This window comes from Aquimarina sp. U1-2, from assembly GCF_017897595.1.
Lineage (GTDB): Bacteria > Bacteroidota > Bacteroidia > Flavobacteriales > Flavobacteriaceae > Aquimarina.
This window is the reverse complement of sequence record NZ_JAGKIK010000018.1, coordinates 12,347-29,662: the sequence shown is the minus strand read 5'-3', so window position 1 is coordinate 29,662 and position 17,316 is coordinate 12,347. Positions and strand designations below refer to the sequence as shown.

The window sequence follows — 17,316 nt, the reverse complement described above, 5'->3', positions numbered from 1 at the left end:
ACTATGTCTGTTTTAAGCGGTAAAAAGATTTTAATTGGTGTCACCGCCGGTATTGCCGCATATAAAACAGCTGCTTTAGTACGTCTTTTTATAAAAGCCGGTGCAGAAGTGCAGGTCATCATGACACCGGCTGCTAAAGATTTTGTAACTCCGCTTACCTTATCTACACTGTCGAAAAGGCCCGTTTATTCTTCATTTGTTGATGAAGAAGACGAAAATGCAGTATGGAATAATCATGTAGATTTTGGGATGTGGGCAGATCTAATTTTAATAGCTCCTGCCACCGCAAATACGTTATCAAAAATGGCTTCTGGAGCTAGTGATAATCTATTACTAGCGACCTATTTATCTGCAAAGTCTCCGGTTTATTTTGCTCCGGCGATGGATCTGGATATGTACAATCACCCGTCTACGCATGCTACATTTTCTAAACTTCAGAGTTTTGGTAATATAATGATACCGGCTACATCTGGTGAGTTGGCTAGCGGATTAGTTGGTCAAGGTAGAATGGCAGAACCGCAAAGTATTGTTACTTTTATTGAAAATGATATACTGTGTAAACTACCTTTACAAGGAAAAAAAGTTTTAATTACTGCAGGGCCAACATATGAGGCTATAGATCCTGTTCGGTTTATAGGAAATCACTCTAGCGGTAAAATGGGTATAGAACTTGCCAAAACAGCAGCTAATCGTGGAGCAGAAGTTGTTCTTGTGCTAGGTCCTTCCGCATTATCTGTAACTCATGATTTGATCACCTTAATTCCTGTAGTAAATGCCGAAGAAATGTATGCGGCAGTAGTCAAAAATTATGATAATTGTGATCTGGCTATTGCATCTGCAGCCGTATCAGATTATAGACCGAAGCACGTTGAAGCGCAGAAAATTAAGAAAACAGCAGCCGATTTTTCTATAGCTCTCGAACGGACTCCAGATATTTTGAAATGGATGGGATCAGTAAAGAAAGATCAATTTCTGGTTGGTTTTGCTTTAGAAACAGAACATGAAGAAAAAAACGCTATCAAAAAATTAAAAAGTAAAAACCTAGATTTGATTGTGCTTAATTCTCTAAACGATAAAGGCGCCGGTTTTAAAGAACAGACGAATAAAATAACTTTAATTAATCATAAATTAGAGACTAAAGCGTTTGATTTAAAAACAAAGTCTGAAGTAGCTGAAGATATATTCGACGAAATTAATTTGCTTAAAAATGAATAAATTTTTATTAATTGTAGCATTAGCAATTGGTTTTAGTGTGAGTGCCCAGGAGTTTAATGCCAAGGTTCTGGTAAATGCCGAGCAAACGGGAAATGCAAATTTACAGGTATTTAAAACTCTGGAACGCGAGTTGGCAGAGTTTATTAATAATACAAAATGGACCACCACCGATTATCGCACCGAAGAGCGTATTGATTGTAGTTTTTTTATTACGATCGCAAATTTTGATAATGATTTCTTTAATGCGACTTTACAAGTTCAAGCTTCACGACCGGTTTATGGATCAAATTATAAAACCGCCATATTTAATATAAATGATAAGCAGTTTAATTTTAACTATCTAGAATTTCAGCCTTTAAATTACAATCCGAATAATTTTGAATCTAACTTAATCTCTGTAGTTTCTTTCTATTTATACATGATTCTTGGAGTAGATGCTGATACTTTTGAGCTTAATGGTGGAACATCATATTATGAAGAGGCCAAAAATATCGTAGGAAATGCGCAAAGTAGTAATGCACTTGGCTGGAACGCTCAGGATGGAAACCAATCTAGGTTCAGATTAAACGATGATTTGCTGTCTGGTACTTTTGACGGATATAGATCAGCAATGTATACCTATCATAGAGAAGGACTTGATATCATGCATAACAATGTAAAAAAGGGAAAGCAGACTGTTACTGAGGCTATGGAGTCTCTAGAAAAAATGCATAACGTAAGACCAAATTCCTATATTATGCGTGTTTTCTTCGACGCAAAAGCAGACGAAATTTCTAGTATTTTATCTGGTGGTCCCTCGGTTAATATTGCTGATACGATTACCACGCTCAACAAAATAGCACCTACGTATACAGATAACTGGAAAGATATAAAGTTTTAAAAAAATTGAAAGCAAATCCGCTAAACCTTTTTGAAACTATAGTATATTTACGCTTCAAATCATAAAAATTTCGCTATCCCTTGCTTAAAGGTCTTTCCATAAAGAATTTTGCACTTATAGAACAACTCCAAGTATCGTTTGATGCTGGACTGATTACTATTACAGGAGAAACCGGTGCGGGAAAATCACTTTTATTAGGAGCCCTAGGCTTATTATTAGGGAAGCGTGCAGACTTAAGTAGTGTTAAAGATAATTCACAAAAATGTGTGATCGAAGGTACATTTGCCATACAACACTACAATTTATCTTCTTTTTTTGAGGCAGAAGCACTGGATTATGAGGATGAAACTATTATTCGTAGAGAAATTTTGCCTTCGGGAAAATCCAGGGCTTTTGTAAATGATACTCCTGTAACCTTGCAGTCGTTAGGGGCTTTAGGGGTAAAACTTATCGATATTCACAGTCAACATCAAACGCTAGAAGTTACTACCAATGATTTTCAGTTCGAGGTGTTAGATGCGTTAGCCAACGCAGATCGAGAAATCGACTCTTATAAAAGAGGATTGGATTTGTTAAAGAAGAAAGAGAAAGCTGTAGCTGTTTTAGTGTCGAGCCAAGAAAATTTCACCAAAGAGTATGAGTATAATGCATTTCTTTTAAAAGAATTAGAAGAAGCTCAACTTCAAAAAGGAGAATTAATTACCTTAGAAGAGCGTTATGAGCAATTAAACAATGTCGAAGAAATTCAAGAACGATTATCTGGTGCTGTTTCAGTTATTTCTTCGGAAGAAATAGGAGTTGCCGATCAGTTAAATACTATAAAAAGTAATCTTTCTAAGATAGCAACATATTCAAATACGTTAGCAACGCTTTCTACCAGAATGCAAAGTGTTGCTATAGAGTTAGACGATATACAAGAATCTTTAACTAACGAACTTGAAAAACTTGAAGCCGATCCCCAACAATTAGAAGAAGTTGGTCAACGTCTGCAAGTATTACATAATCTACAAGTCAAACATAAAGTCACCTCTATAGAAGAGCTTATTGATCTCAAGGATCAACTTAGCGATAAAGTGTCGAAAACAGAATCACTTTCTGAAGATATAGCAACCCTAAAATCTGAAATAGAAAAAATCCAATCTCAATTAGATGACTTAGCTGGTAAAATTCATCATAAAAGAAAAAAAGCGCTTCCTAATCTAGTTGCCGAACTTGAAAATATTCTCAAAGCACTGGGAATGCCTAATGCAAGTTTTAAAGCTTCTCTTCATTTACAAGAAAAGTATTTGCCTAATGGTAAAGAAGTGCTTGATTTTCTATTTTCTGCAAACAAAGGCGCTTCTTATGGTGTACTAAAAAAGGTAGCTTCTGGCGGAGAATTATCAAGAATTATGATTGCTATTAAAGCAATTTTGTCGAGATATGCACAATTACCTACACTAATCTTTGACGAAATAGATACCGGGGTATCTGGAGAAGTCGCTCAAAAAATGGCTGATCTCATGATGGATATGAGTAAAAATTTACAAGTGTTTAGTATTACACATTTACCACAGATCGCAGCAAACGGACAGAGCCATTACAAGGTATTTAAAGAAGATATTAATAATGCTACAGTAACACAACTTAAGTTATTAAATCAAGATGGACGTGTTCAGGAAATCGCAGAAATGATAGGAGGAAAGAACATTTCAGAATCTGCTTTATTACATGCTAAAGCCTTATTAAAATTAAATTAGCATATTTTTCTAACCGGTAGTTTTTGGTTGTTTGATCGATAATACTCATTTTTAATCGATGAAAAGTATGTTTTTTATCGATTTTAACATTATTTCACATTTATAGGTATAATTATTTTGTAATTTCATCGTTGTAGTTTCAGATCTACAAGCCCCAAATTATGAAATATGCCCTATCAATGAATGTAATACCTACCTACTTTATTAAATGGCGATCTCATCTAACTATTAAAAAAAATAGAAAGAAACAGATGAAATTGCCTATTAGACTTTGCTCGATCATTTCTATAGTATTTTTATTGGTATCCTGTTCTGCAGAAGATGTTGATGATACTCTTTCTAATACGGATAAAGAATTCTACATTCCCAAAGTCAAACCGATTGAAACAGAAATTTTAGAACAAATAAATGCATACAGATCTTCTCTGCAGTTATCATTTCTACAACCTTCTTCAACCATTAAATCACAAGCCTATCTACACACCATGTATATGGTAGAAAGTAATACGATGTCTCATGATTATTTTCATACCAGAAGAAACTACCTTGTCGATAGTGAAGGCGCCACCAAAGTAGGAGAGAATGTTGGATACGGCTATTCATCTGCTGCCGCTGTTGTTGATGCCTGGCTAAAAAGCGAAGGGCATAGACGTACCATAGAAGGTGATTTTACGCATTTTGATATTTCGGTAGAACAAAATAGTGAAGGCGTATTGTATTTTACCAATATCTTTATGAAAAATTAGTCACACATCAAACTTTTAAAAATTAAAGAAAATTAGTATTAATTTTAAAAATCGATCGTCGGTTTTCTTCATGTTCTTTTTCAGTACAACGTTTACAATCGTGTAATAATTGAGATTCGCCATAGCCAACTGCTACAGGAACTCTAGAGGGATCAATACCCCTGGATAAAATATAATTTTTTGTAGCATTAGCACGTTTTTCAGACAATCTCATATTATATCTGTCTGATCCACGATTATCGGTATGAGATTCTATATGAATCACCATATTGGGGTTATCTTTCATCACATTTACCAGATTTTCTAATTCGTAAGCAGAGTCAGGTCTAATTTCATATTTATCGAAATCAAAATAAATGGGGTTGAGTACCACTTCTTTATCGATAATTAATGGACTTAGATATATGTCTAGTGTATTCTCAAATGCATTAACTGTAGAGGTTGAAAACTGTTGATTATCAGACCTGAAATCTTTTTTCGAAGCTAGAACCGTATATGTTTTTTCACACGAAATTTCTTCGAAGGTATACACACCTTGTTCATTTGATGTGGTTGTACTTATGATTTTACCTGTTTGATCTATTAGCTGTACAGTCGTATTAGGTAATATTTCAGAAGTTCGCTTATTATACGTAGTACCTAGTAGCGATTGTTGACATTCGTAACGATCAAAAGCATAGATGTCATCACTTCCTTTACCGCCCATTCTATTCGATGAAAAATAACCAGAATCACCGTTAGGGTTAGTAAAAAAAGCAAAATCATCATATCCACTGTTAAAAGGAGCTCCTATGTTGTTGACTTCAACCTCTTCTTCAGTTTTCTTTTTCAGAATATTTGAAGAAAATATATCCAAAAGACCTAGATTAATATGATTGTCTGAAGAAAAATAAAGTGTAGTATCTTTGGCTACAAATGGAAAAACCTCTCTGCCTTCAGTGTTAATCTTCTCTCCTAGATTCTCTACATTTCCAAAAGAACCATCATCGCGTATGGCTACTTTGTAAATATCTGTTTGACCAAAACCTCCCGCTCTGTCAGAAACAAAAAATAATGTTTTTTCGTCAGGGCTTAATGCAGGGTGACCTGTAGAAAATGTTTTATCATTAAACGGCAATTCTTCGATAGCAGTCCATTGATCATTCTGTAACTGAGCTCGGTATATTTTTAAATTTGAAGTGCCTTTTTTATCATAAGAAGTATTTTTTCTCTTGTTCACATTATTTCTTGTAAAATATAAGGTTTTGCCATCCTTGGTCATAGTAAGCACTCCTTCGTGCTCGTTTACCAGATTAATGTTATCTGATGCTATGGGAGTTACATCACTAATATCAACTAATGAATCTACTCTATTAATTTTGGATGTATACATATTTAAAAAAGGCTCACCGTTCCATTTGTAAATTTTCATTTTTGATGTGGACTGATCATCTTTTCTAGATGATGTAAAAAAGAAAGTACCATCTTTTTCTACACCACCAAAATCTGCATATTTTGTATTGGAATTTAAATTGATTACCCTAATACGCGAATCTTTGGAAGCCGATAACTCTTGAAATTTCTCCAGGCTCACTCTTTCAATGCCGCGTACATATTCACCATTTTTCTGAAGCTTTTTAAACTCATTTAGCCAAGTATTCGCTTCTTCATATTGACCTAAACTTCGTAATGTTTGTATATATTTATACACATACTCAGGGTGAACATCGTCATAGTTATTGATCGCTTTTTGATACCAATAATTTGCTTTTTCAGAATTTGAATTGTTGTAGTAGCAGTCACCAATTCTGGTAAGTACATGTTTGCTGCTATCTTCTTTCTTCAGACTTTCGATATAAAGTTCTACAGCTTTCATGTAGGCAAAATCTCTGAAATATTTATCTGCAACCTTAACTTTTTGTGCATAAATAGATATGCTAAAAAAGAGAAATAAAAGTAAACCTGTTTTGCTTTTCATAATGTTATAATTAAAAATATCTAGGGGATTTAACACGTCGATCATTAAATATCTCGTATATGAGTAATATTTCGTGGGTAGCCCCTAAAAAGGGCCTTAAATCTGAAACAAAATGCTCATATGCATAACCTACTCTTAGTTGTTTAGTGACTTGTACATCTGCTATGGCTCCAACAGACGAAGTGTCTTCATTGTATCGGTAAGACCCTCCAATCCAAAACTTCTCAAAAAAGAGTAGATTGGCATTAAGGTCTACAGAAAGAGGTGCTCCGTTAGTAACTTTTACCAATGTAGAAGGCTTTAGTTTTGTATTTGCACCTAGATTGAAAACATAGCCTCCTGTAAAATAATACCCAACCCGTTCTAGGGCGACATAGTCTACTCCAGATGTTTCACTTCGGTTATTATCGATAGTTAACAATCTTGGGGCAGAGGCTCCAAGATACCACATCTTAGAATGTAGATATAATCCTGCACCGATATTAGGGTTCCAACGATTTGCATAATTACCAAAAAATGGATCTTCTGAGACAGCAGGGTCATTTAAAAATTCCTGATCCAGGTTATAATGCGTAGCACCGGCTTTAACGCCCAGGGCTAATTTTGTTTGTTCACTAAGATTTAAGGTATAAGAAAAATCTCCGTAGAGAAATAGATAATTTTCAAATCCAACTGCATCTCGAATAACCGAAACACCAAGTCCAACTTTTTCATTTTTTAGAGGAGCATGCGCTGATAAAGTTTGTGTTTGCGGCCCCCTTTCTATACCTGTCCACTGACTTCTATGCAACCCGACAATGCTAAGTGTTTCACGACTCCCTGCATAGGCAGGATTTATCGAAATAGTATTAAACATGTATTGGGTGAATTGCGGTAATTGCTGTGTAAATGCCAATGAACTAATGAACAGTGCTACTACTGTTATTGTTTGCTTTAAGATTGTCATCAATTAGTTATTTAGTTCCTATGTAAAATGGTTCGCTAAAGGGTTGAAGTCCACTATTGTTTAGTGTGACGATGTAGTAGTACGTTCCTGTGGGTACTTGATCGGCAGTTCCAATCGAAGCTTGGGAAGATGTACCGTTCCAATCATTTTTGTAATTCTGGGATTGATACACAAGAGCGCCCCATCGATTTAGAATTTTTAAATCAATCACATAATTACACTCTTCTACGCCATCAACTATAAAAAATTCGTTAAAGGAATCACCATTTGGTGTAAGTACCTTTGAAATTTTGATATCCTCGTCTCCACAGGCAAAAACTGCACAGCGATTGTGTACTTCGATTTCGGTTTCTACATAAATTGGGCATCCCGAACTATCCTCGGTATAGCCAAGAGTGATAGTCTCTGAATCATTTTGGCCCGATAACGCTACAGTTAATGGATCAAAAAACTGATTGTCGATAATGGTAGCATTTCCTGATATTACCTCCCAGGTGCCGTCGAAGTTAATTTCGCCCTCAATCAGGTCGAATAAATCTACTATCTGTGACTCTATGTCACTAGCTGCACATAAACTGATATCACTTGCAGCAATCGTATCGTTATTATCTAAGCGGAGTTGAGAGGTTATAGTATTTGAGTTATTACATTCATCTGTAACGATATAATCTACAGTTAAAGTTCCGTCTTCAATCCTGGTAAAGTCATAGTTAGAGGTCACTGTGAAAGAATTTTCGCTACAGCCATCTGTTACACAAGATTCAAGAAGTAGTATATTATCAACGTCCCATTGATCTGCTAATTCTTGAGCATTTAAAGCAGAACATTCCAGGTTTATATCTTCGAGTACACAACTTTCAAGAGCAGGTGGTGTGGTGTCAATTAGAGTTAACGTTGCTGCGTATGTGGTGCTATTATCATTCTCATCGCTTATCGTGTAGGTAACTTCTAGTGTTCCTCCCAAACCACAAGAGGGTATCAAAGAGTTGAAATCATAATTAGAGGAGATTGTTCCATTAAAATCGGTTCCGCAAGCATTCGATATGCAGGATGATAACTGCTCGATATTATCTAAGTTCCAGTTGTCTGCGATGGCCTCATTGTCCATACCGCTACACTCAATAGTAGTGTTGGTAGTAGTGCAAGAAACTATATCTGGTGGTACATTATCTGAAATTGTAAAGTATACTGTGGCTTGATCACAAGCTTCGGGATTACCTGTATCGCAAACGGTATACACAAAACTATCTGTACCTACAAATTGTGAATTAGGTACATATGTAAACGCCCCTGTCTCATTTATGGTTAGAACACCATTATTTACGCTATGCAAAGGTCGAATGGCTACGATTTGAGTATCTCCTTCGGGATCAAAGTCATTATCTAGTACATTGCCAGATAGGGTTTCGCATTCGGTAACAAAATAGGCATCATCGTTAGCGTAGGTACTGTTATTTGATGTATTAAACACAGTAATCGTTACAAGAGCAGTATCGCATATGGTAGAATCACCGTTGTCACAAATGGTATACTCAAAAGTATCTTCTCCAATGAATCCTAAAGGGGGTGTATACGTAAATATTCCTGTATTCGTGTCGATTGTAATTGGGATCCCTTCTGTGGTAGTCACAGCGCTTGTGGTAATGGTTAACTCATCGCGATCTGGATCAAAATCATTAATAAGCACATTTCCTGTAACTTCGGTATCTATATTCGTAGAAACAGCGTCTACATTGGCAATCGGAGGACGATTAGTTATATTTTGCTTTGGAAGTACTTCAATATATACCATAGCAGTATCTTTAGCCATAGGATTACCATTATCAACAATAGTATATTCAAAAGTATCTTCACCAATAAAATTTGAAGGAGGGGCATAGGTATATGTACCAGTATCAGGATCTATAGTCACCACTATACCTGTCGCAGTTGTGACAGTTGTTGTTATCACCTTTTGTGTATCGCCTTCAAGATCTTTGTCATTGGTTAGCACACTGCCAGATACCGGGGTATTCATAAATGTATTGTTAATGTCGGTTATTGCTTCGGTACAATTGGTAGTAACATCAATACACCGTAAGGTTTCACATTCATTAGCATCACGCACAATAATATGATAACGCCCTGGATCTAAGTCTTTAAAACTCCCACTAGTTTGAAAAGTATTTCTGTCATCTATCGAGTATGAGTATGGAGCTGTTCCACCTCTTCCGCAAACAATTAGCCTGCCCGGTTCGTTACAAGGGTTTTTGGGATTAGAGGTTATAGCAAGTGTTAGCGGTTGCAAAGGTTCGGTAACCGTATATGTTTCGGTAAAAGAGCAATTATTTGCATCTTCTACAGTAACAGTATATTCACCTGCAACGACATCTATAAGATCTTCAGTCGTAGCACCGGTATCCCAAGTAAAGGTGTAGGGTGGGGTTCCATTGCGTACACATAAATCAATCTTTCCTGTAGCTTCCCCTACGCAAGAAACGTCACTTATTGCATGTGTTAAAGAAATTTTGCAATCATCAATGCAATTGATTTTTACGGCTTTAGTAATTTCAGCTCCACTACCATCTGTAACCGTCACACAGTGATACCTGCTGGTCAAGCCAATTGCTTTTGCGGTTGTTTGGTTTCGAGCAGAATCATGCCATCGGTAGGTGTAACCAGGTGTTCCGCCGGTGGCGATAACTTTAGCTATACCGTTGCAACAAGACCCAGTAGTTGTAGCATCCTGAATTTTTACTATGGTTACCTGTAGCATTTTCGTACGCTCTTCCAAATTGGAAAGTACGGGTGCATTGTCATATCTATCTGCAGATAGAAAAGCACTTACGTAGACATCTTTATATTGCTCATTACCCATAGAGATTTCTCTTAATTGAGGTTTCTCTACCCGATGATTAGCTACTGAATCATTTTCTATAGCGAAACGAATGTCAGTATAGTTATCTGAAATCAAATAAGAAGCATTACCATAAGATTGAAAAAAAGCGAGATAAAAAATAGCAATGTGAGCAATTAAAATGGTTTCTCTAAGAGATAGGTCTAAAGTAGTTTTTTTCATAGGCCCTTGATTGTCATGATTTATGTGTTGTGAAAATTTTAAACTCTAATACATTATATCTCAACAAAAGTTGCATATAAGTACCACAGGCATAAATGAACATCAGTTTTGAAAATAGAATCATTACCTATTGTATAGATAAGATGCTACGATATGATGAAGTTAAGTTCTTATTCAGATCATTCTTTTTGCAAAGAATAGGGCATATCAAAATAAAATATCTAATATCGCTCAACAAGTATTTGGGAATCTAATTGAGCGCTAACGGGGGAAAGATTTCTAGTCAAAAGTATATTTTAAAAGTGAAATAATCAATTATTTCGTTTCTAATTTTTGACTCAAATGCTCAATTTTTGACCCTTTTTGATAGGGTAAAATGCCCCTTTTGGTATACATACTTAAATTGCTGATGTTAGTAGAACTAAGAGCCTACACAAAATACAATCTAGTTTCTTGATTCTCAAAGCAAGTGGTTTTTATTCTGATACGTAAACGGTTCTGTTACGGTATAGGTCAATTAAGTAAAGGTAATAAACGAATACTGTTATAGTGCTAAATTCTATATTTGAACAGCGCTGGTTTGGGTCGTTTTGTTATCTTTACTTCCTTGTAGAACTATACTTTAATTTACAACTAAATGTCACACAATTTATTAAAAGGTAAAAGAGGAATTATTTTTGGTGCACTTGATGAAAGCTCAATCGCTTGGAAAACAGCCGAACGCGTGTTTGAAGAAGGAGCGAGCTTTGTGCTTACCAATGCTCCGGTTGCTATGCGTATGGGAGCTATTAATACATTGGCCGAGAAAACAAATGCACAAATTATACCGGCAGATGCTACATCGCTAGAAGATTTAGAAAATCTTGTAGAAAAATCTATGGAGATTCTAGGAGGTAAAATTGACTTTGTGTTACATTCTATAGGAATGTCTGTCAATGTTAGAAAAGGACGACATTATACAGATCTCAATTATAGCTTTAGCGAAAAGGGATGGGACGTGTCGGCGTTATCTTTTCATAAAACCATGCAGACATTATACAAGAAAGAGGCTATGAATGAGTGGGGAAGTATTGTCGCTTTAACCTATATGGCAGCACAAAGAGTATTTCCCGATTATAACGACATGGCAGATAACAAAGCCTATTTAGAATCTATTGCACGTAGTTTTGGCTATTTCTTTGGTAGAGATAAAAAGGTACGAGTAAATACCATATCGCAATCTCCTACACCTACCACTGCCGGCAAAGGAGTAAAAGGATTTGATGGTTTCATAGCCTATGCCGATAAAATGTCTCCACTAGGCAACGCTACTGCTGCAGAATGTGCAGATTATACAGTAACCTTATTTTCTGATCTTACCAAAAAAGTGACACTTCAAAATTTATATCACGATGGAGGGTTCTCTAACATGGGAGTAAGTCAATTGGTTATGGATAAGTTTGTAGAGGAAGAATAGACCATCTGGCTACCTTGAAGTAAAATAGATCTTGAAATTTGTTTTTGGATCTTCAAAATCATTTGCGCATTCTTACCAGTTGAGCTATAGTGTATTGGCACCGCCAAAAGGTATAATATTACGTGGCTTGCTTCGAAATTGAAAAATTGTTTTCAATGAATGCCTTCTGGGCTTGTCTTGTAGTAGTTTATGTATGTCATATTTTTGCATAAAAAATTAAAGTAGCTAGATGAAACTGAACTTTTCTTTTATTGTTCCGGTATACAACCGACCAAAAGAAATTGAAGAGCTTTTACAAAGTATGTTGGCTTTAGAGTACAATAAAGATTTTGAAATAGTTATTGTAGAAGACGGTTCATTTGAGACATCTGCAGATTGTATCGAGAGTTTTAAGGATCGGTTGTCAATTAGCTATTATCAAAAACCGAATACAGGGCCAGGCGATTCTCGTAATTTTGGTATGCAAAAAGCCAAAGGTAATTATTACCTTATTTTGGATAGCGATGTAATTTTGCCTAAGAGTTACTTATTAAAAGTTGAGAGTTTCTTACAAAAAAATTATGTACACTGTTTTGGAGGTCCAGATGATGCTCACCAGAGCTTTTCAAATCTGCAAAAAGCAATAAGCTTCAGCATGACTTCATACCTTACTACCGGTGGGATAAGAGGTCGCAAAAATGCTGTGAACAGGTTCGAACCCCGAAGTTTTAATATGGGATTATCTAAAGAAGCCTTTCAAGCTTCCAAAGGATTCGGGAACATTCATCCGGGAGAAGATCCAGACCTTACCATTAGACTTTGGAAATTAGGATTTACGACTGCCTTAATTCCAGATGCCAAAGTATTTCATAAGAGAAGAATTTCCTGGAAGAAGTTTCATACGCAGGTGCGCAAATTTGGGTTGGTAAGACCTATTTTAACGCATTGGCATCCCGAAACATCAAAAATCACCTATTGGTTTCCTACTTTTTTCATACTCTATCTGGCGATATCCATTGGTGCTCTAATTTTAGGATTTTGGTACTTTATGGCGTTTTTGGGCTTATATTTGGTTACAATTGGTATAGGCGCATATATAACTTTTAAGAACATTTCTATAGCCATACAGTCGATTCTAGCTGTTTTGATACAATTTTATGGCTACGGAAAAGGATTCTTCACATCTTATTATTATATTCATCTACTTAAAAAAGATCCTGAGGAGCAATTTCCGAAGTTGTTTTTTAAAGAGTAAATACATATGTTCTCTACGCTACCTCATAGTACAATTAAAATCATCCTGAGCTTGATTCAAGGTTGCATAAATTTCATTCTTAAAAAATTAGATGAGAAGCTGACATCAATTCAGTTTGACCAGTTCTTTTTAAGTAGCGTAACTGGTATTCAAAAAGTAGCATGCTATGTCTGACAGAACAAAAAAGAATTTCTCATTCAAAAAAAGTAACGTAAAGACGTTTCTATTTTTTTTGGTATTTACTTCAATACTTTGGTTGTTAATTCAGTTTTCAAAAAATTATACACAAGAAGTAGAGGTTGGTATTACCTATGTCAATATTCCAGAAGATAGAATTTTTAATGAAGAAAGCGATCAAACTTTACGTATGACCCTTAATGGAAACGGTTTTCGATTAATGAATCATCACTGGAAACAACCAGCGTTAGAATTTAATGTAGACGATGCTGCCTCAAGCAGAGAAGATCAATATTATTTTCATGTCAATAAGGAATCTTCAATATTAAAAAATAAACTTGATTTTAAGGGTCGAATTCTTGAGTTGCAGAAGGATAGTTTACGATTAAAACTCGATGTGAGTTTAGAGAAAATGATCCCCGTAACTGCGAGAGAGGATATTCAATATGCAGCAGGGTACGGAAGTGACAAGGGGCTGGTAGTGGTACCAGACTCTGTAAAAGTTAGCGGTCCTTCAAAAATAATAGATACTTTAAATACCATATTTACAGAATTATTGACTTTAGAGGACTTAAATCAGGATTATGTAGCTGATATATCTATTGAAAAAACAAATCTAGCTTCTAATATAGAAGTATCTCCAGGGGTTGTTGAAGCGAATATTTTGGTGAGCAAATTTACCGAAGGTCATCAAAAAATACCGATAACGGTAAGTAACGTTCCGGAAGGGGTTACCATTAAAATTTTTCCTAAAGATGTTTCTATAGTGTATAGGGTAGGGCTTGATAGCTATAATGAAATTAGCGAACGTGATTTTCAGGTAGTGGCAGATTACGCTAAAGTTTCTGAGGATAGTTCCTTTCTTACTTTAGAATTGATAGCTCGACCCAAAGCAGTTCATGATGTGCGTTTACAAGATAAACAGATTCAATTTGTTGTAGTTAAATAGTCGCAAAGATGAAAACTATAGGATTAACTGGGGGGATAGGAAGCGGTAAGTCTACGGTAGCAAAAATGTTTGCTTCTTTAGGAGTTGCTACCTATATAGCAGATGAAGAAGCGAAGAAGTTAATGAATTTGGATCCTGGTGTTCAACAACAAATTATAGCATTGTTAGGAGACCAATCCTATGTAAATGGTAAGCTTAATCGAATGTATATTGCAGATATTGTCTTCAACGATAAGAACAAGTTAGATCATCTCAATGCCATTGTTCATCCTGCTGTAGCAAAACACTTCGCAGCATGGAAAAAAAAGCAAACGGGAAGTTACGTAATCAAAGAGGCAGCCGTATTATTTGAGAATGGCGGATACAAAAATTGTGATCACACCATTCTTGTGCTTGCACCTTTAGAAGTAAGAATTCAAAGGGTTTTAAAGAGAGATGAGGTGACTAGAGAGCAAGTACTTTCTAGAGCTGATAATCAATGGGAAGATTCGAAAAAAATTCCTTTAGCCGATTTTTTAATTCACAATGATGACCTTAAAAACACTGAAAATCAGGTAAATAAAATCCACATGCAATTAAGCTTATGATACGTTTGTAATCTTAATCTTTCATTTTGTTAACATTTGGTTAAACCGTAAAGTAGCTAAATGTTAAAGTCTTACTTTTGGTTTATGAATAAAAGGTTATTCGTATTGCTGATAATCCTTATGAGTTTATCATTAATCGGGATTATTTTCGTTCAGGGATATTGGATTAACAACACGGTTGAGAATAATAAAGAACAGTTTTCTTTTAATGCCAAACAGATATTGATATCAGTTTCTAACGGAATTCAATATCGAGAATTTGAAGAGATGTTTTTCCCTTTACAGGGAATTATGGACAGCATAGGAGAAGACCCAGATGATAAGACAATTCGTGAGCTTTTGGATATAAGTATAGACAATACAACGAAGTCCTTTGCTTACGCCAATGGTATTTTAGATGAAGATTACAAACTGTTTTCATCTTTCGTCAATTTTAATATTGACACCATTAAGTTGAGGAATATCTTGAACCGCAGTGTAGATATTGCAGCTCAAGATACACAAGTTGACGTTACCAAACGCAGTGCGAAGTCTAAATTGGAGAGAATTCGAGGGTTAACCGATCTTCAACGTAAGGACTATGAAATTGTAATTGGGGCCATAGCAAGTTTTATCCCTATTCATAGAAGAGTTCAAAAAAAGGAAATAGAATATTTGCTTAAAAAAGAACTTGAAGAACGAGATATAAAAGTTGATTTTGAGTACGCAATATATAGTAATGCTTTAGCCACCAAAGTACGTTCTGACGATTTTAGTTTGGATTATCCAAGTACATATGCAATACCTCTTTTTGTGGATGATGAGGGCGTAAGTGAGTATCAGCTATATGTAAATTTTACTGGAAAAAAGCAATATGTTCTTTCCACCATTAAAGGAATGGCCATATTATCTATAATTTTTACTTTGATTATTGTAATCGCATATTCCAGTGCCTTGTCGCAACTCTTGCAACAGCGACAAATATCTCAAATTAAAACCGATTTTATTAATAATATGACTCATGAGTTAAAAACGCCTATTGCTACTATTAATTTGGCATTGGACTCTATTAAAAATCCAAAAATAGGTGGTGATCCCGAAAAAGTTCATCGGTACATGAGAATGATACGAGAAGAGAACAAAAGGATGCATGCTCAGGTTGAAAATGTGTTGAGGATATCACAACTGGAGAAAAATGAGTTGAACATAAAAAAGGAGCAACAAGAGCTACACGACATTATTGAAGATGCAGTAACCCATGTTTCTCTTATAGTCGAAAGTAGAAACGGATATATAAAAACACATTTAGGCGCGCTTAAGACTACCGTTTTAGCCAATGATAGTCATATGACTAATGTTGTTGTGAATATTTTAGATAACGCCATAAAATATTCTGAAAACGAACCAAAAATAGATATGTATACCGAGAATGTAAAAAATAGTATTATTTTAAAAGTTCGTGATCAAGGTATTGGAATGAGTAAAGTAGCTCAAAAAAAGATTTTTGAAAAGTTTTTTAGAGAGCATACGGGAGATTTACATAATGTAAAAGGTCATGGCTTGGGATTAACCTATGTTAAACGAATTATAGATGACCATCATGGTCAAATTTGGGTGGAGAGCGAAAGGGGAAAAGGCTCCACATTTATTATAAAATTACCGTTAATATCATAAAATATGGAAACAGAAAACAAAAAGATTTTACTTGTAGAGGATGATCCTAATTTTGGAACAGTATTAAAAGATTATCTGGTTATGAATGATTACGATGTGGTACATGCCAAAAATGGTATGGAAGGCTTCGAAAAATTCAAAAAAGATGACTATGATATGTGTATTCTGGATGTCATGATGCCTTATAAAGACGGTTTTACACTAGCCAAAGAGATAAGAGATAAAAATGAAGAGATACCTATTATATTTTTAACGGCAAAAGCCATGAAAGAAGATGTGCTTAAAGGGTATAAAGTAGGTGCAGACGATTATCTCAATAAGCCTTTTGATAGCGAAGTATTGCTGATGAAAATCCAGGCCATCATGCAGCGTAAAAATACAGAATCGGTAGCAGATAGTAAACAATTCGAATTTAAAGTTGGTGGTTTTCATCTCAATTCAAAACTTCGGTTTTTAACCTATAAAGAAGAAGATCCGGTAAAGCTTTCTCCAAAAGAAAATGAACTTTTACGATTGTTAGCTTTACATCTCAACGATCTTATGCCTAGAGAGTTGGCACTTACCAAGATATGGAGAGATGATAATTATTTTACCTCTCGCAGTATGGATGTCTACATCGCCAAATTGAGAAAATACCTGAAAAAGGACGAAAATGTTGAAATATTAAATATACATGGAGAAGGGTTTAGACTCGTAGTTCGTAACGAAGAATCCTAAAG

The 17,316-nt window shown here is 35.3% G+C and carries 13 protein-coding genes; 10 read left to right on the top strand and 3 right to left on the bottom strand.

The window, feature by feature from the left end; all coding sequences use genetic code 11:
- Positions 1-3: 3 nt before the first annotated feature.
- From coaBC to J8281_RS17065, 4 genes are all read left to right on the top strand, one after another.
- Positions 4-1,215, top strand: coding sequence for a bifunctional phosphopantothenoylcysteine decarboxylase/phosphopantothenate--cysteine ligase CoaBC (gene coaBC / locus J8281_RS17080; RefSeq protein ID WP_210198874.1), 1,212 nt, complete (start codon positions 4-6; stop codon positions 1,213-1,215).
- Entirely contained in the window at positions 1,208-2,095 is an 888-nt protein-coding gene (locus J8281_RS17075; RefSeq protein WP_210198873.1) for a DUF4835 family protein, read from the top strand. Before coaBC ends, J8281_RS17075 begins: the two co-directional genes overlap by 8 nt.
- An 80-nt stretch (positions 2,096-2,175) precedes the next feature.
- The gene (gene recN / locus J8281_RS17070; protein WP_210198872.1) at positions 2,176-3,834 is read left to right on the top strand and encodes a DNA repair protein RecN; all 1,659 of its coding nucleotides are present in this window, start codon (positions 2,176-2,178) and stop codon (positions 3,832-3,834) included.
- A 251-nt stretch (positions 3,835-4,085) separates the two neighbouring features.
- Positions 4,086-4,580 carry a CAP domain-containing protein gene (locus J8281_RS17065; RefSeq protein ID WP_210198871.1) on the top strand — a complete coding sequence of 165 codons (495 nt, stop codon included), beginning with the start codon at positions 4,086-4,088 and terminating at the stop codon, positions 4,578-4,580.
- A 22-nt stretch (positions 4,581-4,602) separates the two neighbouring features.
- Here the strand turns inward: J8281_RS17065 and J8281_RS17060 are convergent, their stop codons facing one another.
- The 3 genes from J8281_RS17060 to J8281_RS17050 are packed head-to-tail and all read right to left on the bottom strand — an operon-like array spanning position 4,603 to position 10,541.
- Entirely contained in the window at positions 4,603-6,537 is a 1,935-nt protein-coding gene (locus tag J8281_RS17060; RefSeq protein WP_210198870.1) for an OmpA family protein, read from the bottom strand.
- A gap of 10 nt (positions 6,538-6,547) precedes the next feature.
- A complete protein-coding gene (locus tag J8281_RS17055; protein WP_210198869.1) occupies positions 6,548-7,483 on the bottom strand; it encodes a type IX secretion system membrane protein PorP/SprF in 936 nt (311 codons plus the stop codon).
- Between the two features lie 7 nt (positions 7,484-7,490).
- Positions 7,491-10,541 carry an Ig-like domain-containing protein gene (locus tag J8281_RS17050; RefSeq protein WP_210198868.1) on the bottom strand — a complete coding sequence of 1,017 codons (3,051 nt, stop codon included), beginning with the start codon at positions 10,539-10,541 and terminating at the stop codon, positions 7,491-7,493.
- Positions 10,542-11,178: 637 nt separating this feature from the next.
- On the opposite strand from J8281_RS17050, the gene J8281_RS17045 reads away from it, so the two are divergent.
- The 6 genes from J8281_RS17045 (at position 11,179) to J8281_RS17020 (ending at position 17,314) form a co-directional block, all read left to right on the top strand.
- Positions 11,179-11,997, top strand: coding sequence for an enoyl-ACP reductase (locus tag J8281_RS17045; RefSeq protein ID WP_210198867.1), 819 nt, complete (start codon positions 11,179-11,181; stop codon positions 11,995-11,997).
- A gap of 229 nt (positions 11,998-12,226) precedes the next feature.
- Positions 12,227-13,231, top strand: a complete 1,005-nt coding sequence (locus J8281_RS17040) for a glycosyltransferase family 2 protein (RefSeq protein ID WP_210198866.1) — start codon at positions 12,227-12,229, stop codon at positions 13,229-13,231.
- A 166-nt stretch (positions 13,232-13,397) separates the two neighbouring features.
- A complete protein-coding gene (locus J8281_RS17035; RefSeq protein ID WP_210198865.1) occupies positions 13,398-14,357 on the top strand; it encodes a CdaR family protein in 960 nt (319 codons plus the stop codon).
- An 8-nt stretch (positions 14,358-14,365) separates the two neighbouring features.
- Complete coding sequence (gene coaE / locus J8281_RS17030) at positions 14,366-14,944, top strand: dephospho-CoA kinase (RefSeq protein WP_210198864.1); 579 nt, start codon at positions 14,366-14,368, stop codon at positions 14,942-14,944.
- A gap of 84 nt (positions 14,945-15,028) precedes the next feature.
- On the top strand, positions 15,029-16,597 hold the full coding sequence (locus J8281_RS17025) for a HAMP domain-containing sensor histidine kinase (protein WP_210198863.1): 1,569 nt from the start codon (positions 15,029-15,031) through the stop codon (positions 16,595-16,597).
- A 3-nt stretch (positions 16,598-16,600) separates the two neighbouring features.
- Positions 16,601-17,314 (top strand): response regulator transcription factor, encoded by a 714-nt coding sequence (locus J8281_RS17020; protein ID WP_210198862.1) that lies wholly within the window; start codon positions 16,601-16,603, stop codon positions 17,312-17,314.
- The last annotated feature ends 2 nt before the right edge of the window (positions 17,315-17,316 follow it).